The 24,773-nt window shown below is 39.3% G+C and carries 21 protein-coding genes and 2 pseudogenes; 16 read left to right on the top strand and 7 right to left on the bottom strand.

The features are described 5' to 3' along the window. Positions 1–266 precede the first annotated feature (266 nt). A complete protein-coding gene (locus P4S71_RS06490) occupies positions 267–953 on the top strand; it encodes a tRNA-uridine aminocarboxypropyltransferase (RefSeq protein WP_337150333.1) in 687 nt (228 codons plus the stop codon). A 170-nt stretch (positions 954–1,123) separates the two neighbouring features. Here the strand turns inward: P4S71_RS06490 and P4S71_RS06485 are convergent, their stop codons facing one another. Continuing rightward, a complete protein-coding gene (locus P4S71_RS06485) occupies positions 1,124–1,468 on the bottom strand; it encodes a hypothetical protein (protein WP_337150332.1) in 345 nt (114 codons plus the stop codon). A gap of 854 nt (positions 1,469–2,322) precedes the next feature. Here P4S71_RS06485 and P4S71_RS06480 point away from each other — a divergent pair. From P4S71_RS06480 to P4S71_RS06465, 4 genes and pseudogenes are all read left to right on the top strand, one after another. Then, positions 2,323–3,327 (top strand): extracellular solute-binding protein, encoded by a 1,005-nt coding sequence (locus P4S71_RS06480; RefSeq protein ID WP_033015947.1) that lies wholly within the window; start codon positions 2,323–2,325, stop codon positions 3,325–3,327. Next, the gene (locus P4S71_RS06475; protein ID WP_033023849.1) at positions 3,327–4,958 is read left to right on the top strand and encodes an ABC transporter permease; all 1,632 of its coding nucleotides are present in this window, start codon (positions 3,327–3,329) and stop codon (positions 4,956–4,958) included. Before P4S71_RS06480 ends, P4S71_RS06475 begins: the two co-directional genes overlap by 1 nt. Beyond that, on the top strand, positions 4,959–6,008 hold the full coding sequence (locus tag P4S71_RS06470) for an ABC transporter ATP-binding protein (RefSeq protein ID WP_033038668.1): 1,050 nt from the start codon (positions 4,959–4,961) through the stop codon (positions 6,006–6,008). A 48-nt stretch (positions 6,009–6,056) separates the two neighbouring features. After that, positions 6,057–6,955 (top strand): annotated as a pseudogene (locus tag P4S71_RS06465) (Dyp-type peroxidase). A gap of 13 nt (positions 6,956–6,968) precedes the next feature. On the opposite strand, the gene argR reads toward P4S71_RS06465, so the two are convergent. Further along, positions 6,969–7,436 carry a transcriptional regulator ArgR gene (gene argR / locus P4S71_RS06460; protein WP_006794541.1) on the bottom strand — a complete coding sequence of 156 codons (468 nt, stop codon included), beginning with the start codon at positions 7,434–7,436 and terminating at the stop codon, positions 6,969–6,971. Positions 7,437–7,661: 225 nt separating this feature from the next. On the opposite strand from argR, the gene mdh reads away from it, so the two are divergent. Next, positions 7,662–8,594 carry a malate dehydrogenase gene (mdh, locus tag P4S71_RS06455; protein ID WP_002957751.1) on the top strand — a complete coding sequence of 311 codons (933 nt, stop codon included), beginning with the start codon at positions 7,662–7,664 and terminating at the stop codon, positions 8,592–8,594. Between the two features lie 84 nt (positions 8,595–8,678). On the opposite strand, the gene ispB is transcribed toward mdh, so the two are convergent. Continuing rightward, positions 8,679–9,650: an octaprenyl diphosphate synthase gene (gene ispB, locus P4S71_RS06450; protein WP_024596483.1), complete on the bottom strand. Its 972-nt coding sequence runs from the start codon at positions 9,648–9,650 to the stop codon at positions 8,679–8,681. Positions 9,651–10,072: 422 nt separating this feature from the next. Between ispB and rplU the strand changes: the two genes are divergently transcribed. The 5 genes from rplU to P4S71_RS06425 all read left to right on the top strand — a co-directional run bounded on the left by rplU (position 10,073) and on the right by P4S71_RS06425 (position 12,973). After that, positions 10,073–10,384 carry a 50S ribosomal protein L21 gene (rplU, locus tag P4S71_RS06445; protein ID WP_002957748.1) on the top strand — a complete coding sequence of 104 codons (312 nt, stop codon included), beginning with the start codon at positions 10,073–10,075 and terminating at the stop codon, positions 10,382–10,384. Positions 10,385–10,400: 16 nt separating this feature from the next. Next, on the top strand, positions 10,401–10,658 hold the full coding sequence (rpmA, locus tag P4S71_RS06440; protein ID WP_002957747.1) for a 50S ribosomal protein L27: 258 nt from the start codon (positions 10,401–10,403) through the stop codon (positions 10,656–10,658). A gap of 140 nt (positions 10,659–10,798) precedes the next feature. Then, entirely contained in the window at positions 10,799–11,956 is a 1,158-nt protein-coding gene (gene cgtA, locus P4S71_RS06435; protein WP_007378734.1) for an Obg family GTPase CgtA, read from the top strand. Positions 11,957–12,028: 72 nt separating this feature from the next. Further along, entirely contained in the window at positions 12,029–12,520 is a 492-nt protein-coding gene (folA, locus tag P4S71_RS06430; RefSeq protein WP_007378735.1) for a type 3 dihydrofolate reductase, read from the top strand. Positions 12,521–12,598: 78 nt separating this feature from the next. Next, on the top strand, positions 12,599–12,973 hold the full coding sequence (locus tag P4S71_RS06425) for a DUF3718 domain-containing protein (RefSeq protein WP_337119483.1): 375 nt from the start codon (positions 12,599–12,601) through the stop codon (positions 12,971–12,973). Between the two features lie 289 nt (positions 12,974–13,262). On the opposite strand, the pseudogene P4S71_RS06420 reads toward P4S71_RS06425, so the two are convergent. From P4S71_RS06420 to coaBC, 3 genes and pseudogenes are all read right to left on the bottom strand, one after another. Continuing rightward, positions 13,263–16,029 (bottom strand): annotated as a pseudogene (locus tag P4S71_RS06420) (prolyl oligopeptidase family serine peptidase). Between the two features lie 140 nt (positions 16,030–16,169). Further along, the gene (gene slmA / locus P4S71_RS06415; protein ID WP_007378613.1) at positions 16,170–16,757 is read right to left on the bottom strand and encodes a nucleoid occlusion factor SlmA; all 588 of its coding nucleotides are present in this window, start codon (positions 16,755–16,757) and stop codon (positions 16,170–16,172) included. Positions 16,758–16,868: 111 nt separating this feature from the next. Next, positions 16,869–18,062, bottom strand: a complete 1,194-nt coding sequence (gene coaBC, locus P4S71_RS06410; RefSeq protein ID WP_337150331.1) for a bifunctional phosphopantothenoylcysteine decarboxylase/phosphopantothenate--cysteine ligase CoaBC — start codon at positions 18,060–18,062, stop codon at positions 16,869–16,871. A gap of 142 nt (positions 18,063–18,204) precedes the next feature. On the opposite strand from coaBC, the gene radC reads away from it, so the two are divergent. The 4 genes from radC (at position 18,205) to P4S71_RS06390 (ending at position 20,700) form a co-directional block, all read left to right on the top strand. Then, complete coding sequence (gene radC / locus P4S71_RS06405) at positions 18,205–18,879, top strand: RadC family protein (protein ID WP_007378615.1); 675 nt, start codon at positions 18,205–18,207, stop codon at positions 18,877–18,879. 271 nt (positions 18,880–19,150) lie between these two features. Continuing rightward, positions 19,151–19,387 (top strand): 50S ribosomal protein L28, encoded by a 237-nt coding sequence (gene rpmB / locus P4S71_RS06400; RefSeq protein WP_004335549.1) that lies wholly within the window; start codon positions 19,151–19,153, stop codon positions 19,385–19,387. An 11-nt stretch (positions 19,388–19,398) separates the two neighbouring features. Next, complete coding sequence (rpmG, locus tag P4S71_RS06395) at positions 19,399–19,554, top strand: 50S ribosomal protein L33 (RefSeq protein ID WP_004335545.1); 156 nt, start codon at positions 19,399–19,401, stop codon at positions 19,552–19,554. A gap of 177 nt (positions 19,555–19,731) precedes the next feature. Beyond that, entirely contained in the window at positions 19,732–20,700 is a 969-nt protein-coding gene (locus tag P4S71_RS06390) for an IS30 family transposase (protein ID WP_337150330.1), read from the top strand. Between the two features lie 673 nt (positions 20,701–21,373). On the opposite strand, the gene P4S71_RS06385 is transcribed toward P4S71_RS06390, so the two are convergent. Then, on the bottom strand, positions 21,374–23,164 hold the full coding sequence (locus P4S71_RS06385; RefSeq protein WP_008138088.1) for a S8 family peptidase: 1,791 nt from the start codon (positions 23,162–23,164) through the stop codon (positions 21,374–21,376). A gap of 308 nt (positions 23,165–23,472) precedes the next feature. Between P4S71_RS06385 and P4S71_RS06380 the strand changes: the two genes are divergently transcribed. After that, entirely contained in the window at positions 23,473–24,657 is a 1,185-nt protein-coding gene (locus tag P4S71_RS06380) for an NAD(P)/FAD-dependent oxidoreductase (RefSeq protein ID WP_096793804.1), read from the top strand. The last annotated feature ends 116 nt before the right edge of the window (positions 24,658–24,773 follow it).

Below are 24,773 nucleotides of genomic sequence, written 5' to 3'. Positions count from 1 at the left end.
ATTTTAAATTTGAGAGATGTTGAATTAATTCAATGATACCAATCTGCTTATATATGGGGTCTATTTAACGTTAAGAAAATTACGCTAGAACTAGGCAAAATTTTTTGTATCTAGTTGTTCTAAATAAAAAAATTTTAACGACGTAATAGTTCAATTTAATTCGTTAAATTGATCAAAGATTTATGCAGGTTGGTATGGCTATAAATATAAGATTAAATAACAAGAAGTCGTTACAATGCGCGCTTAATTAATTGAAGGTAAATACAGTGAAAAACTCAGTTTTAGCATTACGCGCTCAACAAATAAGTGAATCCCGTCGAGAGTTTAATGCTCGAGGCGGTAAATTAGATCGCTGTGAGCAATGCTTAATAGCTAAGCACTACTGTATTTGTAAAGGTGTTGAACAGGCTGATTGTACGGCTGCAGTCTGTTTATTGATGTACCATAATGAAAGCTTTAAACCTTCAAATACCGGACGTTTAATTGCTGAAATAGTACCTGATAATCACGCTTTTAGATGGGACAGAACAGATCCTAACTCAGCGCTTTTAGCTTTAATAAATGATTCGCAGTATCAGCCAATGGTCGTGTTTCCCGCTGAAGATGTAGAAGAGGGCAGAGCTATTACCGAAGTTAGTATTGAATTAGGTAAAAAGCCGCTATTTATATTTTTAGATGGTACGTGGCGCGAAGCAAAGAAAATGATTCGTAAAAGTCCCTATTTAGATAACCTGCCTGTACTTTCTGTTACTGCTGATAAACTATCTGATTACCGATTACGTGTAGCCCCTCATGCGCATCAACTAGGCACTGCTGAAGTGGCTATTATGGTGTTAGCCCTTGCTGGCGAAATGGATGCATCAACAAAGCTTGAGCAACATTTTATAAAGTTTCGCGATGCGTATTTATTAGGTAAACGTAATAAAGGCAGGCCTGAGCCTGATCAGAGCTAACTTAAGCCGATTGTTTGCTCGTGTATTCTAAGTAAGCTATCGCTTTATTTTGAAGTGCTGTAAAATTTTCTTCAGATGTTAACTTTACAACTGTTTCATATAGTTGATTCATACTTGTATGCACTTGACTAAATGAATGGAAGTCACTGCTTTCCATTTTTTTGCTTCTTCTACTCTTTTAAAAAATACTTATTAATATTAACTTTACCATTAAAATTTGTGCGGCCTATTGCATTTGCTAACTTATTTAATTGATAACTAAATTCGTCATCACGGGCGGTCTCGCCTCTTTGGGTTGTTCTTATATCACTTTCTAATTGAATAATAACGTTGAGTATCGTTTTAAACTCACTCATAGACATGTTAGAAAAATCGTATCCTTCTGGATTAAACAAAGCAGAATAAGGATTTTCTTTTGGGGTAGGAGCCGTAAAAATACAAATATACTCTGCTTTGCTATTTACTGGGCTATTAAGTGTGGAGACGTTTTTACTCGATTTAAAATTTATATCCATAAACTATTTATGTTCCTTCATATAAGTTGTGCTCTGAAGCTGATGAGATTGCTATTTCCTCTATTATTAATATGTTTGACTTAATTACCTATGCAAAGAAAAGCGCGCTCTATCTCTAGGCGCGCTTGCGGAATCTTCTAATTTTCTGCATCCTGCAATTGAACTTAATCAACTCCAATTTTTACTAATCCATGTTATTACAATATTACTTTTTAGTTCTATGTAATCTAGGCTATCCGGGCCTGTCTCCTTTAATTCCTGAACATCCTGTAAGGTAAATACTATTACCAAATCCTTCCATTGCACTTCCTAGTGCATCCGTGTATTAATCAATCCATTGTGTTGCCTAAAAGGCCTGTCCATCTATTCCTTAAACATCCTGTCAAACAACTTAAACCCTTGTTGTTATCCCTTTCGCACCTTCCTGATGCTATCCATTTTTACAACATTCCATTGTGTTACTCATCCTGAGCCTGTCCTAAAATCCGTATTTCCTTGGTAACCTAATCATTGGTTGGTCGAATAAATAATTTGCTTGTATTTAATCGATAAGCATCACTGCTTGGTTGATGAGTAAATTATAGGTGAATGGAGCAACTTAAATAGGGCTGAAACTATATTTAATTAGTATTTATGCAATAGCTAAAGTTTATTAATTCTTTATTTTCAATTGGTTATTTAATTAATGCTTGTTTTATATGTTGCTTTTTACTCATTAGCTGTCACATCCGTGAGAGATGTCTTACATGACATTTCTGTTTTAGACACCTTTTACCTACTTACAGCTATTTAAGGTGTGCACTTTTTAACTGTTCACGGTAGAATTATTTGATAATAATTGTTATTTAGGTGGAATAATGAAGACACTCGCTATCACTTTAGGATTAATAGTATCGGCGCCAGCCTTTGCAAACGACGTCGTTAATATTTACTCTTTTCGCCAACCGTTTTTAATACAGCCAATTTTGGATGATTTTACAAAACAAACCGGCATCCAAACGAATGTTGTTTTTGCTAAAAAAGGATTAATTGAACGTGTTAAGCGCGAGGGAAAACATAGCAAAGCCGACTTAGTACTAACTTCTAACTTTAGTGCACTTATTCAATTAGAAGATTTAAAGTTAACGCAAACTATTAAAAGTGACAGCGTAAATAATAATGTGCCTGCAGCATTTCGTGATGGCGAAGGCCAGTGGGTTGCGCTAACAAAGCGTGTGCGTAATGTTTATTCATCAAAAGAGCGAGTAGGTGCGTTACCAAACCTAACTTATGAAGAGTTGGCTGATCCTAAATATAAAGGTCAAATTTGCACTCGTTCGGGTAAGCATCCTTATAATTTGGGGCTTGTTGCATCAATGATAGCTCACCATGGTAAGGCTGATACTAAAACATGGCTTGAAGGCGTTAAAGCTAATTTAGCGCGCAAACCCCAAGGTAACGACCGTGCTCAAGTTAAAGCTGTTAAAGAAGGTTTGTGCAATTTAGCGTTAGGTAATAGTTATTACCTTGGAAAAATGTTGCAAGATAAAGAACAAAAAGGTTGGGCGGAAGCGGTAAATATTAATTTCCCGAACCAAATTAATCGTGGCTCGCACATAAATGTATCGGGTGCGGTTATTACTAAGTTCGCTAAAAATCCTGAAAATGCCTTGAAACTCATAGAGTATATGACCGACAATAAAGCACAAAACATGTATGCCTCACTAAATATGGAGTATCCAGTTAAGCCAGGTGTGCAATTATCCAGTTTGGTTGCGTCTTGGGGGAGCTTTAAGGAAGACAGCTTGCCACTCGATGAGATCAGTAAATATCGTCCGTTAGCGCTTAAGCTGATTGATGAGGTGAAGTTCGATCTTTAATGACTTATAAATTTAAGCTGTCTAAATGGCAGCTCTTTGCGTGGTCGACGGGTTTGATTCTGTCGGCCCCGTTGTTTTTTCTTCTTTTTGAATCTCTGCAAGGTAACTCTGAGGTGTTTTCTCATCTTTGGGATACAGTGCTTTGGGATTACATTACTAATACTGTGTTGCTGGTTTTAGGCGTTTGTGTGCTTAGCTGTGCTATTGCGCTGCCACTCGGTTGGCTTACTGCTTACTGTAGTTTTCCTGGTAAAAAGCAGTTTGAATGGGCACTTATGCTGCCCCTTGCTATGCCTACCTATATTATTGCCTATGTATACACTGATTTATTAGACTATGCGGGCCCTGTGCAAATAGCACTTAGAAAATGGTTTGGCTGGCAATCACCTAGTGACTATTGGTTTTTTGATATACGTACACTACCTGGCGCTATCGTTATGATTGCCTTGGTACTTTACCCGTATTTATTTTTAATTTTTAAAACAGCCCTTCGCGAACAGTCATTCAAATTAGTACAAGCTAGTCAATTAATGGGGCTATCTCCTAAACAAAGTTTTTTTAAAGTAAGTTTAGTGCTCTCTCGCGGCGCAATTGTTGCGGCTCTTGCACTCATTAGTATGGAAACTATGGCTGACTTTGCAACCGTCAGCTATTTTGCCGTGAGCACATTAACGACCGCCGTATATGACACATGGTTTGGTTATTATTCGCTTACAGCGGCCGCTAAAATATCGGGTGTAATGCTCTTACTTTTATTTTTGGCATTAATGGCAGAGCGCTTTAGCCGCCGTAACCAAGCGGTATTTGAGCGCCAATCAAGTGTAAATAGCGAATCTCTCTATGTATTAAAAGGAAAGTCGGCTTGGCTAGCAACTGCATTTTGTGGCTTTATTTTACTTATCGCTTTTTTAATTCCCATTGCAGTACTCGTAAACTACGCAATTACCTACTTTGATAAAGCGTGGAACATTGAGTTTTTTAGCTATGCTTGGCAAAGTTTAAAAGTAGCAGGGATAGTGAGTGTAATAACCATTACGTTGAGTATTTTTGTGGTTTTTTATCAGCGTGTTGCAAAGCAAACGTATCCGCTTATTCCTGGGCGTTTAGCCAGTACGGGCTATGCATTGCCTGGTACAGTGCTCGCTATTGCTGTTTTATTACCACTTACATTATTAGAAAACACCATCAATGAAGCGCTCGAACCATATAATTTAGATATAGGTTTACTGCTTACAGGCAGTATTCTTACTATTATTATTGCTTACATTGTTAGGTTTTATGCCATCGCACACGGAGCGATAGAATCGAGTTTTTTACGCATTAGCCCATCACTCGATATGGCAAGTCAATCAATGGGTAAAAGCCAAGGGCAAACATTGCGTTTAATACATCTACCTTTATTACGCCGTGGACTACTTACGGCGGCATTACTGGTGTTTATTGAGTGCATGAAAGAGCTACCTGCGGCGTTATTGCTCAGACCGTTTAATTTTGAAAGCTTAGCAACTCATGTATTTCAGTATGTGAGTGACGAGCAGTTAGAGCTTGCTTCAATTTCGGCATTATTTATTGTTATTGTCGGGTTTATTCCTTTGTATTTTATTAATCGTTCTATGGAGCAGCGTAGTTAAATGAGTAGTTTGATTTTACAAGGCGTGAGCTATCACTATAACGGCACAAAGGTTATTCACGATTTAGATTTAACAGTGGGCAAAGATGAAATTGTTTGTCTGCTCGGTGCAAGTGGTTGCGGTAAAACAACCACATTAAAAGCCATTGCAGGTTTAATTGAAGCCAAGCAAGGGTCTATTTTTATAGACGGTAAATTAGTGAGTAATGAGCAATCATTTGTCTCACCTGAGCATCGCAACATTGGCATGATGTTTCAAGATTATGCATTGTTTCCGCATTTGACGGTGGCAAATAATATCGCATTTGGGCTTAGTAAAATGAGCAAAGCCCAAAAGCAGCATCGTGTTGATGAAATGCTTAAGCTTGTGCATTTAATTGGCTGTGCCGATAGATTTCCTCATCAGTTATCGGGTGGTCAGCAGCAACGCGTAGCGATTGCTCGCGCATTAGCTTATAAACCTAGTTTGTTATTGCTTGATGAGCCTTTTTCAAACATTGATACACAAGTACGCTTTGAGCTAATCGCCGATATACGTCGAATTATTAAGGCAACACAAGTCTCTGCTGTATTTGTTACGCACTCAAAAGAAGAGGCATTTGCCTTTTCCGATACACTTGCCATTATGCATCGCGGTAAAATTGCGCAACAAGGCACGCCAGAACAGCTTTTTGCAGCCCCAAGCTCAAAGGAGGTTGCAGAGTTTCTGGGTCAAGGCATATACTTAGAGGCAGAAGTATTAACGACAACTGAATATAATACACCGTTTGGCTTAGTTAAATCATATATTGGACATGAGCATAGAGCGAGTGTAGGGAAAATATATGTTCGTCCTCACCAGATTGAATTGGTAAGTGATAATCTATGTGACAGACACTGTGAACGAGCTACAATATTAAGTAGTCGCTTTATTGGTTCAGCGTATGTTTACACAGTCGTTATTGCTGAGCAAGAAGTTGAAGTTGCTGCACAATATGACCAATCATTTGAAAAAAATGAGCAGGTTATAATAAAAATAAAACCTCACACGGTGAACTTTTTCGAATCATAATTAATTTGTTATTCGCTGTGTTTTTATCTATAAAACTAAGGAATAACAATGGCGCAAGCGCAATCAGGGATTTGTGCTGAAGCAAACTTACACGGTTTGCACTTATTTTTTAATGTGTTTGATGGTCAAGATGAATCGTTACGCGTAAAACTAAAGCAAGTAAGCGCTATTGAAGAAGAATTTAGCGATCAGTTTTCAGAGTCAATGCTCTCTTGTATGGTCGCTATTGGTGCGCAATATTGGCCACATATCCTTCCTGAGTACATTCCAAGCGAATTACAGAGCTTTCCTAATATAAATCACAGCGATCACCAAATGAGCGTGCAACCGTGTGATTTGTTTGTGCAAATTCGCTCTGACCGTGAAGACGTTAACCATTTATTTGCCCTGCAAGTATTAAAGTTATTTGCTCCTGATGTAGAGCTGGTAGAGCAGGTTCGTAATTTTCGCTTTTTAGATGGACGAGACTTTAATGGCTTTATTTATGGTGGCGATTCTGCTCATGGTAGAAAAAAGCGTGCGACGGCACTAATAAATAAACCGGGTAGCTTTGAAGATCAAGGAAGTTATATTCATGTACAACGTTATAAGCATGACTTAACTGTGTGGCAGCATTTATCATTAAGTGAGCAAGAGCAAATAATGGGTCGTACGCGCCTTGATAACACACTAATTACCCCCGCGATCGAAACCAGCCATGCTTCGCGTAGTGAGCTAAAAGATGAAGACGGGCAACCGCTACTATTAAATCAAAGCATGCCTTATGGCGATGTGTATGAGCAGGGAATGTTATCAATTACATGTGCATGTACAGGAACCGCGTTCGAAAAAATACTTAAAAGCCGTTTAGGCGAAGGTGATTGTTACGACCACTGGCTTGATTTTACTCAAGCCGATATGGGTTCTGCTTTTTTGCACCTTCGGTCGGATTTTTAAAACAGATTTAATTACGATTAATAATCAAACCGTATCAAATAAAATGCGAACGCGTTCAAGCGTCACGTCTATTTCAGATATTTTAGCCGGGGCGATAAAAATAGTGTCATCGCCGGCAATAGTTCCTAGTACGCCATCTGCTTTACCTAATGAATCTAATAAACGTGCAATAAGCTGAGCCGCACCTGGGCTGGTACGAATGATGATCATCATTTCGTTGTGCATTATGTCGATTACTAATTGGCGTAATGGGCTTTTAGCCGTAGGTACACCCATTTCAGCAGGTAAGCAGTAAACCATTTCTTGCTTGGCATTACGTGTGCGTACAGCGCCAAACTTACTTAACATGCGTGATACTTTACTTTGGCTTATATTGTCAAAGCCTTGCTCTTTTAACGCATCAACTATTTCGCCTTGAGAGCCAAAGTTTTCTTCTTTTAAAAGCGATTTAAATGCTTTTACCAGTGCTTCTTGTTTATCTTGTGGTTGCATAGTCTTTATTCATTTTTGTTATTTATGCTGCAAATTCTACACAATAATGAATAATTATGCAGCAGTTGTTTAGTTAACTTGCCAGTTTGATGCGTTAAATCACAAAAGTTTACGACTATGGTCGAAAATATACTTGAAATAGACAGGATAAATTTGTTTTTAGTCGCTAATTTCATTATCTTAAGAGCCACAAATATTTCCTACCTCAAATGACGGAGAATTCCAATGAAAGTTGCTGTATTAGGTGCTGCAGGCGGTATCGGCCAAGCGTTGTCTTTATTATTAAAAACAGGCTTACCAGCTGGCTCTGAATTATCACTTTATGATGTTGCACCAGTAGTACCAGGTGTTGCGGTTGACCTTTCTCACATCCCAACAGATGTTAAAGTTGCAGGCTTTGGCGCAGACGATTTAAATAAAGCGCTTGAAGGTTCTGACATCGTTCTTATCCCAGCGGGTATGCCACGTAAACCAGGTATGGATCGTGCTGATTTATTCAATGTAAATGCTGGCATCATCAAAACGTTAGCAGAAGGCATTGTTGCCAGCTGTCCTAAAGCGTTAGTAGGTATTATTACTAACCCAGTAAACGGCACAGTTCCAATTGTTGCTGAAGTATTCAAAAAAGCAGGTACTTACGACGCTAAACGCGTATTCGGTATTACTACGCTTGACGTTATTCGTTCAGAAGCATTTGTTGCTGAACTTAAAGGCGTAGACGTAGCAACTGTAAAAGTACCAGTAATTGGTGGTCACTCAGGCACAACGATTCTGCCTCTACTTTCTCAAGTTGAAGGTGTTTCTTTCACAGATGAAGAAGTTGCTGCACTTACTCCACGTATCCAAAATGCGGGTACTGAAGTTGTAAATGCTAAAGCAGGCGGTGGTTCAGCTACGCTATCTATGGGTGCTGCTGCAGCGCGTTTTTGTATGTCTTTAGTTAAAGGCCTACAAGGTGAAGAAGTTGTAGATTACGCTTACGTTGCTGTTGAAAATGGCGATGCAGAGTACTTTGCACATCCAGTACGTTTAGGTAAAAACGGCGTAGAAGAAATTCTTTCTTACGGCGAACTAAGCGCATTTGAAACAAAAGCAAAAAATGACATGCTTGAAACATTGAAAAAAGACATCAAAGAAGGTGTTGATTTCATGGCGTAATAGCCGGTTTAAGCAACAAAAAAGCCTGCATTTGCAGGCTTTTTATTGCTCAGAATTAATGTCACACTGTGTAACTAGTTAAAACTAGTGGTCGCGGTCAACCGCAATACGGGCAAGGCTTATAAGTGCTTGCTTATAGTCAGACTCAGCTAAAAAGTCTAAACAGGCAATGGCTTTTTCGGCCTCAAGCTCTGCTTTTTGCATTGTAAACTCAAGCGCATTAGTTTGTTTTAGTGCAGTTAAAATTTCTTCTAAATGCTCCATACCATTACTGTGCTCTATTGCATCACGAATAAGTTGCGTTTGCTGCTCGCTACCATGTTGCATAGCATAAATAAGCGGAAGGGTTGGTTTGCCTTCAGCTAAATCATCGCCAATGTTTTTACCTAACTGCTCAGCATCCGCATTGTAATCGAGTACATCATCCACTAACTGAAACGCGGTGCCTAAATGCATACCGTATAAGTTTAATGCGTCGAGTGTCGCTTGGTCTTGCTCAGTAATAATGGCAGCAAGGCCTGTCGCTGCTTCAAATAATTTAGCCGTTTTAGAGTAAATAACCTGCATATAGCTGGCTTCAGTCGTATCTGGGTCATTGCAGTTCATCAGCTGCAATACTTCACCTTCAGCAATAATGTTTGTTGCATCGGCAAGTACTTGCATAATCTGCATTTTTCCAAGGCCAACCATAAGCTGAAATGAGCGAGTGTAAATAAAGTCACCAACTAATACGCTAGCAGCATTACCAAATTCAGCATTTGCTGTAGGCGTGCCACGTCGTAAGTTTGATTCATCTACAACATCATCATGCAATAGCGTTGCTGTATGGATAAACTCAACAATTGTTGCAAGTGTTATGTGATCTTTACCCTGATAACCGAGCGCCTTGGCTGCTAAAATTGCGAGCATTGGACGAACACGTTTGCCGCCACTGCTAACTATATATAAACCAAGCTGATTAACTAACGCCACATCTGAGCGCATTTGCGCATGTATAAGTTGATTGACGTCATTCATATCGCTTTCGATTAACGCCTGGATAGCTTTTATATCCATTGATCTCCGAGCCAATTTTTATGTGTGAACGGCGCAGATTGTACAACAAAAAATGCACTAGCTCGATATTTTGTGACGATTGATTGAAAAAACACTATTAAAGTACTGAATAAGAGCTTAATTGGTTGAGATAACTGATTAATAGATAACCAATATGCAGTCTGAGTCGCGCTTAGATATTATACAGCGAGAGCTCTATTTAAGCGCATTAACTTATTTCGCTTAACAGCTAAAAAGCACTTGGCAAAAGGGTCAATTAATATAAACTGGGGGAAATATTGAATTACTCTCAATGCAGCTACTTTTTATTCATTTTAATTACAAAATAGGCTTGCTAGTTATTTCGCGTTAGCGTAAACTTCGCGCCCTATCGAAGAATATTTTAGTTGCACCGATTTGAGGGTGCACAGACGGAGTTAATTATGTACGCGGTTTTCCAAAGTGGTGGTAAACAGCATCGTGTGACTGAAGGTCAAACGATTCGTCTTGAAAAATTAGACGTTGAAACTGGTGCGGCAGTAGAATTTGATTCAGTACTTTTAGTTGCTGATGGTGAGAAAATCGAGATCGGTGTACCGTTCGTAAACGGTGGCAAGATAACAGCTGAGGTTGTTTCACATGGTCGCGGTGAGAAGATTAAGGTTGTTAAATTTAGACGCCGTAAGCATTCTCGTAAGCAAATGGGCCATCGTCAATGGTTCACTGAAGTTAAAATCACTAGCATTAGCGCTTAATTAGAGGTACTTAGAAATGGCACATAAAAAAGCAGCTGGTAGTACTCGTAACGGTCGCGATTCAGAAAGCAAACGCCTAGGTGTTAAGCGTTTTGGTGGCGAATCAGTTCTAGCGGGTAGCATCATTGTTCGTCAGCGTGGAACTCGTTTCCACCCTGGTACAAACGTAGGTATCGGTAAAGACCACACTATCTTCGCAAAAGCAGATGGTAAAGTTCAGTTTGAACAGAAAGGTCCTTTAAACCGTAAATACGTAACTATCGTAACTGAGTAATCAGTAAGGTAGTTAAAAAACCCCGCCTTTGCGGGGTTTTTTGTTTTAAGAAAAAATATATACCGAAGCCAAGCCTGCAATCAGCTTGGCTTCGGTATATAATAGTTAAATTAACAAGCCAATCCCTAAAGTGAGTAATCATGAAGTTTGTAGATGAAGTAGAAATTCGCGCAGAAGCTGGAGACGGTGGCAGCGGCATCGTGTCTTTCCGTCGTGAAAAATATGTTCCAGATGGTGGACCAGACGGCGGTGACGGTGGAGACGGTGGTAGTGTTTATCTACAAGCTGATGAAAACTTAAATACCCTCATTGATTATCAGTTTGAGCGTTTCCATAGAGCTGAACGTGGTACTAACGGTCGTAGCCGTAACTGTACAGGCCGAAAAGCCGATGACTTATTTGTTATGGTGCCTGTAGGTACACGTATTATGGATGTTGATACCCAAGAGGGACTTGGTGATTTAACGCAACATGGTCAACGTATTTTGGTTGCAAAAGGTGGTTTCCACGGCTTGGGGAATGCACGTTTTAAATCAAGTACTAACCGAGCACCTCGTCAAAAAACCTTGGGTACTGAAGGCGAAGTACGTAATTTAAAATTAGAGTTGCTACTATTAGCGGATGTAGGCTTACTAGGGCTTCCTAACGCAGGTAAATCTACGTTTATCCGTAGTGTATCAGCAGCAAGGCCTAAAGTAGCTGATTACCCGTTTACAACGCTTATTCCTAATTTGGGTGTAGTGCGTCCAGAAGCGAATAAATCATTTGTAATAGCTGACATACCAGGCTTAATTGAAGGTGCATCTGATGGTGCAGGCTTAGGCATCCGCTTCTTGAAGCATTTAGAGCGTTGTCGTGTATTATTACACATTATTGATGTAATGCCGGTAGATGGTTCAAACCCTGTTGATAATGCATTCTCGATTATTAACGAGTTACATCAATACAGCCCTAAATTAGCTGAGAAGCCACGTTGGTTAGTTTTTAATAAAATAGATTTATTACCAGAGGACGAAGCAAAAGCGTTATGTGAAGCTATTGCAGAAGAACTGGGCGAAACTGAAAATATTTATCACATTTCAGCGATTAATAAACTCAACACTCAACCTTTAATTCACAACATAATGACACTGCTCGATAGCATGCCTAAAGAGAAGTTTGTACAGGTTGAAGATGAAGAGATTGAATTCAAGTGGGATACCTATCATGAAAAAGCCACTAAAGGTAAGGGCAATGATGATGATTGGGACGACTGGGATGAAGATGATTACGACGTAGAAGTTGTCTACGAGCGCTAATTAAATAGAATTTATAAAAAGGAGCTTATGCTCCTTTTTCTTTGTTTAAAAATAAAGTACTAGGTATTTAATATGATAATTTCAATGATTGCAGCAATGGCAAATAACCGTGTAATTGGCCTAGATAATAAAATGCCATGGCATTTACCTGCAGATCTTCAGCATTTTAAAAAAGTGACTACAGGTAAGCCTGTAATTATGGGTCGTAAAACTTTTGAATCTATCGGACGTCCTTTGCCTGGGCGACGTAATATTATTATTACTCGTAATCTTGGGTATCAAGCTGATGGAATTGAAACGGTAGCAACACCAGAGGCTGCATTGAATTTAGTTTCTGACGCTGAAGAAGTAATGATTATTGGTGGTGGAAATATTTATCAGCAGTTTTTAGAGCGTGCAGAGCGTTTATATTTAACGTTTATAGATTTAGATGTAGAAGGCGATACACAATTCCCAGATTATCAAAAAATAGCTAAATGGGAGCTTAAAGAAGAGTTAAGTATGCAGCCTGATAATAAAAACAAATCTAGTTATAAATTCGTAACTTTATATAAAATTCAATAACATTATTGCGAAAATCTACGTGTGTTGGTACAATATTAACCAATCAACATAGGTAAAAAGTACCATAAAGGGTTTTTCATGTTTAAATTACCAAAGCTAGTTATTGTTACTGCTATTGCAGTAGGTTCATTTTCGTATGTAGCGCCTGCAAACGCTGAAGATCAATTAGCTGTATCTATTTGCGAGTATATAGCAGCGGACGATAAAAACCGTTTACGTAGTAAACTTAAAAGTTCTCGTGTAAAAATTCGTAATATCTACGATGCAATACAATGTAATGGTAATAACTTATTACGCCATGCAGTTGCAAGCAACGCAATAGATACTGGTGAATACATTGTTAAAAACCTTTCAAAAAGTTCATTAGCTGATGGCGCAGATATCGCTTGGGCTGAAGGTAACCATGCTGGTTCACCACTTATTGCTGTAATTAAAGACCGTGCTGGTCTGTAATTAAAAAGCATTTAAAAGCCGCGTTTTATACGCGGTTTTTTTGTAATTAAAAATCACGTAACTGTGATTTTTCAATAAAAAGCCGATATTACTATGTAATATCGGCTTTTTATTGAAAGGGTAATTATCTTATACCAATCTGCTTATATATGGGGTCTATTTAACGTTAAGAAAATTACGCTAGAACTAGGCAAAAATTTTTGTATCTAGTGTTTTAAATAAAAAATTTTTAACGACGTTATAGTGCAATTTAATTCGTTAAATTGATCAAGATTTATGCTGGTTGGTACTACTCTTTAATAAAGGCCTCACCTTCAACCATCCATTTAGCAGCAGGTTTACCTTTTAAGTAATGATCAAAATACTGCATCATACGCACTGAAAAATCGACCTGATTAGGAAACTTTTTCAAGTGATGCGGTTCACCTTCGTATTGTAAAAAGGTTGCATCTTTACCTGCACGACGAAGTGCTAAGTAGTACTGCACGCTTTCATGCCAAGGTACGGCATCATCTTTATCACCAGACATTATCAAAATAGGCGTATTCACTTTGTCTGCAAAAAACACCGGTGAGTTTTCTATGTACAGATCTGGTGCTTCAAATAAGTTTTTACCTATACGGCTTTGCCCTGTTTCGTATTGGAATTGACGAGCAAGACCCGATTTTAATCGAATGCCGCTATAAGCACTGGTCATGTTTGATACTGGTGCACCTGATACAACCGCTTTGAACATATCTGTTTGGGTTATCATAAACGCACTTTGATAACCTGCCCATGAGTGCCCTTGTAAGCCAATTTTGTTTTTATCAGCTATACCTAAATCAATAAGCTTTTGGGTGGCGTTTATCATGGTTTGCGTTGACGATTTACCCGGGTGACCTATTTCAAAGCGAATATCAGGTAAAAATACCGCATAACCGTTTGAGGTAAACAGAGGGAAATTAGGGCGATGGTTTAATTCCATTTTTGGAAAGTCATACATACGCTGGCTCATGTAACGGTAAAAATACACAACCACAGGTACTTTATCGCCTTTTTTATAGCCCGCTGGTTTTATTAGTACGCCTTGTAAGTCTTCGCCATCAAAACCTTTATAGCTTATTAGTTCTGGCTTTTCGCCCCACGCAAAATTACTAATTTGCGGGTTTAGGGTGGTCACTTGTTTTGGTGCGCTAAAGCTAAAATCAGTTTGGTAGTAATCAGGAAATTGGCTATAAGTTTGCGAGGTAAATAAGTACTTGTCAGCCTTTTTGGCTTTTTTAACTATATCAAAGCGTTTATTACCGCTAAGCACCTTAGTTAGTGTGTTAGTGGTTAAGTCGAGCTTTGCAACTTCGCTTTGTTTAGTTTGTAAGTTAATAGCAGAGACAAGTAATGTATCGCCTTTTTTAAAGCCCACTTGGGTTTTATCAAGCTTAATAACACGGTACTGCGTATTGCTTTGCTTACCATTAGTTAGGCGTTTAGCTTGCTTAGTTTTTACGTCAAATGCCCAAATATCGTATTTGCTATAAGCAAGCACTTGGCTGCTATCGGTCATCCAACCAGCAAAACCATAACCAGGTTGAGTAGATGGGTAGTCGTGTTTATCATCAGCAAAGGTTGCCTGAATCGCTTTTGTAAGCGATGTTACTTTATTATTTTTTAAATCTTTTAACTGTATTTGGCTGTCGCTAAAATAAGCTGCAAACTCACCATTAGGGGCAAGGCTCGGTCTAAACGGGTAGTTGCTAATAATTGGAGTTTGTTTACCGGTATTTATATCTACTGCAAAGTAATCAGCAAAAAAACCGCCGTACATTATTTTTTCTAGGTAGGGGATGTTAGATGAGCCAAGTAAAGATACATCTCGCTGAGGGTTTAGTGCAACCTCAGGCATATTAGTGGTACTGAGCTGTACCACTTTTTGCGAGTTAACGTGATATACCGCGCTGTAATGGCGGTTTTTATTAACTTCGTTCCATTGCTGTTCTTCACGTGGTTTTATTTGCGCATCGTTGTTGTGCCATACATCTAAACCTTTATGTTCACGTATGGTATCAAAGTCGTACAATGAGGCTTCGTCGGTATATTCTTTGGCTTTTACTTTAGCTGCTAATTTTGGATGGTTTTCAAAATATAAGCGCTCGCCATTTTCTGACCATTCAAGGGAGGCCGTTTTGCCTAAAGCCCACACTTTGTCGGGTGAATCTATAGTTGCAAGCTTCTCGTTTTTATATAGCTGTAAAGTGTAGCTTCGACGGCGCGTGTCATCATTTACATAGTTACCCAATGTAAATGCTGCAATATTGTCAGTTGGGTGCCACGCTATTTTATTTGCGATTACGCCCGGTTCATCAATTAATACACTGCTATTAAAGTCACTTAGCTCAATTAACGCTATTTGGTTGTTATTACCGTCGCTGTAACTTTGACTCACTAATAGCTGGCTGTTAGCTGAGTTAATAGCGTAGCTAAATACGTTTTCTATTGTATGGCTGCGTTTATCAGATAAATTTACGATAACAAGTGGATAGCTCTTATCTTTTTTATCGGGCGTGATAGCGTTGTCTTCTTCGTTTTTAGTGCTATCGGATTTATCTTCTACTTTTGCGTCATCGTCTTTTTTATTTAAACGATAAGCAAGCCACATACCATCATCAGATAACGCGTAATCTTTTACATCAGCAAAGCTTTGTTGAGCACCTGATTGTGTGCTTACGAGTACCAGATTGCTTTTAAGTGTGTCTTTTTTTGGTTGTTTCTTTTTCAAGTAAGGTAGGTACTTGTGTAAAAGCGACCCAGTTAGCGGCTTTATTAATATGAGGCTTTGTACCGCGTTCTACTTCTGCGATGAGTGTATTGCTTTGTAGTGAGTAAACTTGGCCAGTTGCATTTCCACGATACGGCGTTGCACTAAAAGTGAGTACTTGGCCATTGTCAGATAGTTGCGTGCTTTTAGCTGATTTAAAACTAAATACGTCTTTAAATTGTAGCGATTCTTTGGCGTGTATGCCGGTGCTAGTTAAGCTGGCAATGAGTGCCGTGCTTAATAAGGTGAGTTTTGTTTTCATTATTGATTCTCGTATTATGACATTGTTTCATTGTAACGAGTTTGGTTCATAATTCGAGCGGATCAGATAAATGGCAGCTATATACGATAAAACGACCCGTAGGTCGTTTTATCGTATATAATTTATTAATTTAGCAAACATTACAGCCAAATTTTTTGTAGCTCAAGCCATTGTTTTTCAAATTGAGTACTTGGTTTAACTTTAAAGTCGCTACGTACAAACTGATTCATTTTTCCTTCAACGTAAGCAAGTAAAAAGTTTGCAAGCGTAAGCTCATCACTTTGAAAGTTTTTACCTTCACGAAGCTTTCTCTCACGAAGTACTTGTTTAAACTGAGTTTCTAGTTTTTCAAAAAAACTTTGTACACGCTCACGTAATCGCTCTTGTTCACCTTGCAGAGCATCGCCAGTTAGAATACGTGTAATACCTGGGTTTTTTTCAGCAAATGTGAGTAGCAGCAATAAAATATTATATATACGTGCTTGGCTTTCTTTTTCGTTTTCTAAAATAAGGTTAATGCGCGATAAAAGAGTATCTTCAATAAACTCAATTAAGCCCTCAAACATACGTGCTTTGCTCGGAAAGTGGCGATATAGCGCAGCTTCAGATACACCTACCTCTGCAGCTAGCTTAGCTGTAGTGATTCGTTGCCCAGGGCTGGTTTCTAGCATTTGTGCGAGTGCTTGCAGTATTTGCTCTTTGCGATTACTTCTTTTTGTCGCAGGCATGAACATTCCTTTTTATTAGTTATTCTTAGTGGCGCAGTTAAGAACCCTAGTCATTTTTTGTTCAAATGAATGGCGTATGTTAATGTTTTATTCAGTTTGTTTCCAGCCTTTTTATAGATGTTTGGCCAGCTGTTCGATCACCTTGCGAGCTATTTCTGTTTTACTTGTTGGTGGTAATTCTAGTTGTTCATTATGCCAGTACAGTGTTAAAGCATTATGATCGGAATTAAACCCTAAGCCACTTTTTGACACGTCATTAGCGCAAATCATATCTAGGTTTTTGTTTTTTAGTTTACCTTTAGCGTAGTTTTCTACGTTTTGTGTTTCAGCGGCAAACCCTACTGTATAAGGGCGGTTTTGCTTAAGATTAGCAACAGCAGCAATTACGTCAGGGTTTTTAGTTAAAGTCAGTGTGAGTTCGCCGCCTTGCTTTTTCATTTTTTGAGTCGCAATATTTGCAGCTCGGTAATCTGCAACAGCAGCACAGCCAATAAAAGCATCTGATTGTGGCGCGTAAGCAAGTGATTCAGTTAATAACTGCTCAGCGCTTTCTATATTAATAAGATTTGCGCCAGTAGGGGCTTTTATAGTTACAGGGCCTGAAATTAAGTTAACCTTTGCGCCAAGTAATAAAGCCGCTTCTGCAAGTGCGTAGCCCATCTTCCCTGAGCTGTGATTTGATATAAAACGCACCGGATCGAGTGGCTCTCGCGTTGGACCTGCTGTTATTGTAATTGTTTTACCAACAAGCAGTTGTGGGTGCTCTTTTGTAATACATAGCTGGACAAGTTCATGTGGCTCTAGCATGCGTCCTGCGCCAACATCGCCACAAGCTTGCTCGCCTTTGCCTGGCCCCCAAATAAGTACGTTACGTGCCTTTAGCGTTGCCAAGTTAGCCTGTGTGGCTGCGTGGGCATACATTTGTTGATTCATTGCTGGCGCAACAGCTACTTTTGCAGGTGTCGCCAGTAGCAGCGTAGTTAGTAAATCATCAGCAATACCAGCGACCATTTTGGCGATAATATTACACGTTGCAGGAGCAACTAAAATTAGATCAGCCCATTTTGCAAATTCAATATGGCCCATTGCAGCTTCGGCTGAAGGGTCTAATAATGAATCTGAGACAATTTCGCCGCTTACAGCTTGCATAGTCAATGGTGTAATAAAGTGCTTAGCGGATTCAGTCATGACTACTTTTACTTCACAACCAGAATCTTTTAATCGCCTTACTAGCTCAGCGCATTTATAAGCCGCAATACCACCGCTAATGCCAAGTACAATTTTTTTGTTCGTTAAAGTGATCATGGTTGTTTATCAGTCTTATTTAATATTGTGTCTAAAATAACAAATCTTTGCTTATTGAGCTAAGTTTTAATACTAAAATAACGGGCAAAATTTGAATTTTGCATTACATTTATAGAACACTTTTGCTCCTCAAGGATGAATAATGCAACTCACTGCACTACCTAATTCGCTTCGCCCTCGTGAAAAGCTCATTGAAAAAGGGGCCAAAGCATTAAGTGATGCAGAGCTTCTAGCTATATTTTTACGTACTGGGTTACCGGGTATGAATGTTATTGAGCTGGCTCAACATTTATTGAATGAAAATAAAACACTGCATAATTTATTTAACGCCAGTATTGAAGAGTTTTGCTCTCAAAAGGGATTAGGAACTGCTAAGTATGTACAGCTACAAGCTGTACTTGAGTTAAGTCAACGTTACATGCAGGAACGTTGCCAACGAGATGCCGTATTTAATTCGCCAAATTCAGTCTACGATTACCTGACAATTCAAATGCGTGGTTTGCAGCAAGAAGTGTTTATGGTGTTATATCTCGATAGTCAAAATCGTTTAGTTAAAGACGAAATACTTTTTTATGGCACAATTAATTCTGCCAGTGTTTATCCGCGTGAAGTGGTAAAGGCTGCGCTAAAGAATAATGCGGCTGCTGTTATTTTTGCCCATAATCACCCAAGTGGCATTGCAGAGCCAAGCCAAGCAGATAAACTCATCACTAATAAATTACAACAAGCGCTGCAATTGGTCGACATAAGTGTGCTCGATCACATCATTGTTGGCGGCGAAACTTGTGTTTCGTTTGCTGAGCGAGGCCTAATTTAGCTCCTTAGATAGATAAATGTGCTAAAAATGAGCTGTTTAATACGTTTTGGCAAATTAGTTTAATTTAAATGCAGTTTTTACTTTCCCTAAGGGCATTCGATCTTTATAATTGGCCGCTATCAAATTTACATATGAGCTGGTTGGATAGATCAGTATTTGATCTTTGCCTGTAAAAGCTGTATAAAGAGCGCCCTTCGATTTATCTCTAGGGCAGAAATACACGGCCTTAGATTAAATTAAGCTCGAGCGAAGTTATTGGAGATATATAGACATGTCTAAAGTATGTCAAGTTACAGGTAAGCGTCCAGCGGTTGGTAATCACCGTTCACACGCGAGAAACGCGACTAGACGTCGTTTCCTACCTAACCTACAAACACACCGTTTTTGGGTTGAAAGTGAAAAACGTTTTGTAACATTACGCACTACTACTAAAGGTATGCGTATTATCGATAAAAAAGGCATCGACACGGTTCTTACAGAAATCCGTGCTCGCGGCGTTAAAGTTTAAGGATCTGAATCATGCGCGATAAAATCCGTTTAGTTTCAACTGCCGGTACTGGTTTTTTCTACACTACTGACAAAAACAAACGTAACATGCCTGAGAAGATGGAAATCAAAAAGTTTGATCCAAAGATTCGTAAACATGTTCTTTTTAAAGAAGCTAAAATTAAGTAATTTTAGTTCTTCTTTTAGAATGTAAAAACCCAGCCTAGGCTGGGTTTTTTGTTTTATGGTTAAGTAATTTAATATTGGTTCCTAGATTCAAATTGTAAGTGCATAACTTGTTTTGACTAGATTAAGTGGTCAGTTGCTCATAAGCTAACTGCTTTTTCTCCGGCAAGAGATTTTACAATGAGACATTACAAACAACTGACCTATGAGCAAAGATGCCAGATCGCTGTTCTAAAGAAAAGCGGTTTTACGCAACAAAGTATTGCTGAGCTAACTAATTTATCGCAATCTACGATTTCAAGAGAGCTTTCTAGAAATACAGGCAAGCGAGGTTACAGATACAAACAAGCTCATGAGCGGGCTTTGTCTCGCCGAAGAAGTGCAAGAAAACCACTTAAGATGACACTTGAAATGATGGCTTTAATTACCCAGAAGCTTAATGAGAAGTGGAGTCCTGAACAAATAACGGGATGGTTGCGCAAGGAAAATAAACAATCTGTCAGTCATGAATGCATTTATCTATATATCTGGGAAAATAAAAAAGCAGGTGGTGAGTTATACCTACATCTACGCCGACACGGTAAGAAATATCACAAGCGCAGTCATGGTAAGACAAACCGAGGACAAATAAAAAATCGCGTTAGCATTGAAGAACGTCCACAAATAGTTGATGAGAAAGGCCGTATCGGAGATTGGGAAATAGATACCGTCATAGGTAAAGGCCATCGAGGCGCCCTTGTTACCATTGTAGAGCGGGTCACCCAATTCACTGTATCAACTCAGGTGGCAGGCAAAACAGCACAAGCCGTTACTGCGGCGACGATAGAACTATTAAGGCCATATAGGTCAGCGCTTCATACCATCACGGCTGACAATGGAAAAGAGTTCGCTTATCATGAGAAAATCACAAAGGCATTAAGTGTTCCTGTTTATTTTGCTCACCCTTATCACTCATGGGAGCGCGGATTGAATGAAAACACGAATGGATTACTACGCCAGTATTGGCCGAAGAGCACAGATTTTAAGGCGGTAACACCAGCGCAAGTTATACCAGTACTTGAGCAACTTAATAATCGTCCGAGAAAGACACTTGGATTTGAAACGCCTGCAAAATTGATGCAGGATCACTTGGCGGCTAAAGCCGCCTAAACGTTATGCACTTCAGATTTGAATCCGCGGTTTGAATAATACCAATCTGCATAAATAAAAACCGAGCAAAGCTTCCGCGTCCTGCTCACGCCCCTTACCTACATCCATGCAGGCAACAAAGAGTAAATAGCCCCTAGGAAGAATCCTTTGGGCAGCGCCTGTTTGGTATTAATGCTACGTTATCGCCTATTTATGGGGAATAGCCACACTGCATAGGCTCTGCCTTGCCTAAATACCAAACAGAATGCTGCAAATTTAACCTTAAAAGAACAACATACCCTAATTAAGTGATCTACTTTGAGGTGAGAAAACCGTGTTGATAACAAGGCAAAAATTTCGTTATTTAGTTGTCCTATATCAGAAATTTTTAACACAGTTAGCGTCAGATTTAATCCCCCAAATTGATTAAGTATTATTGCGGATTGGTATTACTCACCGTATTAAAAATGATTCATAGTCGGCTGTATGGATGTAGGAGATAAAGTAAGGCACTGCGTAATTAGTGATAACAACTATATGTCATACCTCGCCTTGTTATTGCGCAACTATCTTATCGTTAAATAAACCCATATAAGCAGATTGGCATAATCCGAGTTGCTATAAATTGTTTTTAAATAAAAAAAGGCCAAGCTTTTCAGCTTGACCTTTGCTCTCAGGGAGTTGTTTCAATAAATTATGGCTGATATTGTCCGGTAAGAGTTAAGCCAGAGAATGTGCTGTAAGCGTTAACGCTTAAATGCCATGTTCCTGCTTGTGGGCTTGAGAATGTACATGTTTCAGCGTTACCATTTTTATATGGACGGCAGTCGTAACTTGATGCTGTTGGTTGGCTACCAAATTTAACAAATAAGTCAGCATCGCCAGTCCCACCTGATGTTGTTACGGTAAATGTAGACATACCGGCAGGTACATCTAGGGTGTAATGTTTCCATTGACCAGCATTAGCACTTACATCACTTACTGAGCCACCACCGGCTGCAGGTGGTGTTGTTGTCGTACCGCCACTTGCTGCAGCAACAGCGGCTGCTGCATCTACAATACCAGTACCACAGTTATTACATGAAGCTGGGAATGAACGCGTTGTCGATTTTAGAATATTTTCTATTTCATCAGGCGTAGCATTTGGTTTAGCTTGCTTAATAAGTGCTGCAACACCAGCAACATGAGGAGCTGCCATAGATGTACCTTGTGAAAAACCGTAGCTATCACTTGAAGGTGTTGACGAGCCTGTATTATAAGTTGATAGAACGCCTTCAGAGTCGTTTGCAAAACTTTGTGCGCCGCCAGGTGCTGCAACATCAATATTGCTACCGTAGTTTGAGTAATAAGCGCGACCGCCGTTGCGCCCAACCGATGCTACGTTTACTACACCGCTACAGTTACCTGGATTGTAGTTTGCTGAGTTGTCGTTATCGTTACCAGCTGCAATAACCACAACAGTGCCATTGCTACGTGCTGTGTTAATCGCATTTTGCGTTGTAGAACTACATGAACCGCTGCCACCTAAACTCATGTTAATTACATCTGCAGGGTTTGAGTTTGCAGGAACGCCTGAAACACTTCCACCTGATGCCCAAATAATGCCGTCAGCAATGTCAGATGTTAAACCACCACACTTACCAAGCACACGAACAGGAACTACTTTTGCATTATAAGCAACGCCAGCAACACCTTCACCATTATTAGTGACAGCAGCAACTGTGCCAGCAACATGCGTACCATGCCAGCTAGAGTTTTGTGCACCGTTAGAACCACATTCATTTGCTGCAACCGCATCGCCAGGATCGCGAGCATCGCTATCACGACCACCGCCATCATTTGCTACCGACAAGTTAGAAATCATATCGTAACCAGGGAGAATATTTGCATTCAAATCAGCATGAGGGCGGTAGCCTGTATCAAGCACCGCGACCACTACGCCGCTACCTGTTGCTGTATCCCATGCTGCTGGCAAGTTTAGACCACCCGCTTGCTCGTAGTAATGCCATTGATCATCAAAGCGAGGATCATTAGGTGTCGAAAAAGGTTGCAACATTTGATCGACTTCAATGTATTCAACATTGCCAGAAGCAATAACGTCTTGCATAAACTCTTGCGCTTCGGCTGCATTTAGCTTCTTGTCTGCACGCATAACATGGTGATTATTAAGTGCCATTGCACGTACATATTTACCTTTTACCTTCCCTTTTTTAGACGAAAAGTTTTTAACAAAACGTTGAGCGCGTTGTTTCATATTTGATGAGTTAGCGCTCGCTGTTGAAAAAGTGGCTATTTCATTATTGTTATTTTTATATTTAATAATGAATTGGGTTTCAAAACCGCTTTGGATTTGTAGTTTTGCTGTGGTTTCAGCCATTGAAGGAGCAATTGCTTGAGCTGGATTTGCCATACTTGATGTTGCTGAAAAAAGCGTACTTACAGTTAAAGCTATAGCGCACTTTTGAAAAGTTTTTCTTGTTGTCATAATTTTTCCTAGATTTTATTAGTAATTTCGTGATTAATGCTCACGATGTAGGAACAAAGGTAAAGTATTTGTTAATAAAGTTAAAGTATTAATTTCTTTTTATGTATTTTGTTTGGTTATAACTAAGAACTTTAATGATTTTTTAATACTTTTGTCGTTGTTTTTAAGGTGTTTCGTGCTTTTTATGATTTGTTAATATTATTGGTTGTTTTTCTGGTTTATTTTGTTGCGTTATTATTGATAATGATTGCGCGCTGTTTGTTGTTAAACTTTGCTATAATCGAAAAAAATTTTAACGAGATAAATAAATGACCCAAGTAGATGTAATAGTAATAGGTGCGGGAGCTGCAGGATTAATGTGTGCAGCGCAAGCAGGATACCGTGGCCGAAGCGTTACAGTACTTGATATGGGGAAAAAACCAGGTCGTAAAATTTTAATAAGTGGTGGTGGGCGTTGTAACTTTACAAATGAAAACGCAACACCCGATAACTACTTATGCACAAATTCTCATTTTGTTAAATCATGTTTAAGTCGCTATACACAGCATGACTTTATTGAGCTGGTGGACAGGCATGGATTAGCGTATCACCATAAAACACTAGGCCAGCTATTTTGTGATAACAATGCACAAGACATTGTGAATATTTTACTGACCGAATGTGAGTGGGCAGGGGTAAATATAAAGCTACGCAATGAAGTGATCAGCGTATCAAAAACCGAAACCGGCTATAGCGTTACCACAGAGCAAGAAACATTAAGCTGTGAGTCGTTAGTTGTCGCATCAGGTGGCTTAACTATGCCAAAACTAGGGGCTACACCAATAGGCTATAAAATTGCAGAGCAGTTTGGCTTAAGCGTGTTACCAACCATGGCTGCACTTGTACCATTTACTTTGCATCAGCACGATAAAGAGCGTTTTGAAGGGCTCTCGGGAATTAGTATTGCATGTGAAGTTTCAAGCGAAGACGGCACCGTATTTAAAGAAAATATCCTCTTTACTCACCGAGGGTTATCGGGCCCAGCAATATTGCAAATAAGCTCATTTTGGCGAGCAGGGCAGGCTGTAACTATAAACCTATTACCTGAAATTGATTTAAGGCAGCAACTTGCTGATTGGCGAGAAATGCAAGCCCAAAAGTCGTTAAAAAACAGCCTTGCAACTATTTTACCTAAACGCTTTATAGAAATACTACACGAAAGCAAAGCGATACCAGATTGTAATATTAATCAGCTTACGCATGCTCAAATAGATGAGCTGGTAAATTACATTCACGCTTGGCAAATTAAACCCAATGGCACAGAAGGTTATAGAACAGCAGAAGTAACATTGGGCGGTGTAGATACCGACGAGTTGAGCTCAAAAACCTTTGAAGCTAAAAAAGCTAAAGGCCTATACTTTATAGGCGAAGTAACTGACGTAACGGGTTGGTTAGGGGGCTACAATTTTCAGTATGCGTGGAGCTGTGGATTTGCTTGTGGGCAGTACGCATAGGTGTGTAGTGACAATAAAGTTTGCCCGTAAGCATTAAAGTTTGCCCGTAAAAGTTTTTTCAGACAATAAAGTTTGCCCGTAGTGAGGTTTGCCACTATGCTCTATTTAGTTAAGCG

Source organism: Pseudoalteromonas sp. B62, assembly GCF_037162565.1.
Lineage (GTDB): Bacteria > Pseudomonadota > Gammaproteobacteria > Enterobacterales > Alteromonadaceae > Pseudoalteromonas > Pseudoalteromonas fuliginea.
The sequence above is the reverse complement of the archived record's forward strand: the minus strand, read 5'-3'. Positions and strand labels throughout refer to the sequence as shown.

Bases quoted from the DNA above. Each gene is read 5' to 3' on its own strand.
- P4S71_RS06485 (WP_337150332.1), bottom strand. From the start codon at position 1,468: ATGGATATAAATTTTAAATCGAGTAAAAACGTCTCCACACTTAATAGC.
- P4S71_RS06475 (WP_033023849.1), top strand. From the start codon at position 3,327: ATGACTTATAAATTTAAGCTGTCTAAATGGCAGCTCTTTGCGTGGTCG.
- P4S71_RS06470 (WP_033038668.1), top strand. From the start codon at position 4,959: ATGAGTAGTTTGATTTTACAAGGCGTGAGCTATCACTATAACGGCACA.
- argR (WP_006794541.1), bottom strand. From the start codon at position 7,436: ATGCAACCACAAGATAAACAAGAAGCACTGGTAAAAGCATTTAAATCG.
- mdh (WP_002957751.1), top strand. From the start codon at position 7,662: ATGAAAGTTGCTGTATTAGGTGCTGCAGGCGGTATCGGCCAAGCGTTG.
- ispB (WP_024596483.1), bottom strand. From the start codon at position 9,650: ATGGATATAAAAGCTATCCAGGCGTTAATCGAAAGCGATATGAATGAC.
- rplU (WP_002957748.1), top strand. From the start codon at position 10,073: ATGTACGCGGTTTTCCAAAGTGGTGGTAAACAGCATCGTGTGACTGAA.
- rpmA (WP_002957747.1), top strand. From the start codon at position 10,401: ATGGCACATAAAAAAGCAGCTGGTAGTACTCGTAACGGTCGCGATTCA.
- cgtA (WP_007378734.1), top strand. From the start codon at position 10,799: ATGAAGTTTGTAGATGAAGTAGAAATTCGCGCAGAAGCTGGAGACGGT.
- folA (WP_007378735.1), top strand. From the start codon at position 12,029: ATGATAATTTCAATGATTGCAGCAATGGCAAATAACCGTGTAATTGGC.
- P4S71_RS06425 (WP_337119483.1), top strand. From the start codon at position 12,599: ATGTTTAAATTACCAAAGCTAGTTATTGTTACTGCTATTGCAGTAGGT.
- slmA (WP_007378613.1), bottom strand. From the start codon at position 16,757: ATGCCTGCGACAAAAAGAAGTAATCGCAAAGAGCAAATACTGCAAGCA.
- coaBC (WP_337150331.1), bottom strand. From the start codon at position 18,062: ATGATCACTTTAACGAACAAAAAAATTGTACTTGGCATTAGCGGTGGT.
- radC (WP_007378615.1), top strand. From the start codon at position 18,205: ATGCAACTCACTGCACTACCTAATTCGCTTCGCCCTCGTGAAAAGCTC.
- rpmB (WP_004335549.1), top strand. From the start codon at position 19,151: ATGTCTAAAGTATGTCAAGTTACAGGTAAGCGTCCAGCGGTTGGTAAT.
- rpmG (WP_004335545.1), top strand. From the start codon at position 19,399: ATGCGCGATAAAATCCGTTTAGTTTCAACTGCCGGTACTGGTTTTTTC.
- P4S71_RS06390 (WP_337150330.1), top strand. From the start codon at position 19,732: ATGAGACATTACAAACAACTGACCTATGAGCAAAGATGCCAGATCGCT.
- P4S71_RS06385 (WP_008138088.1), bottom strand. From the start codon at position 23,164: ATGACAACAAGAAAAACTTTTCAAAAGTGCGCTATAGCTTTAACTGTA.
- P4S71_RS06380 (WP_096793804.1), top strand. From the start codon at position 23,473: ATGACCCAAGTAGATGTAATAGTAATAGGTGCGGGAGCTGCAGGATTA.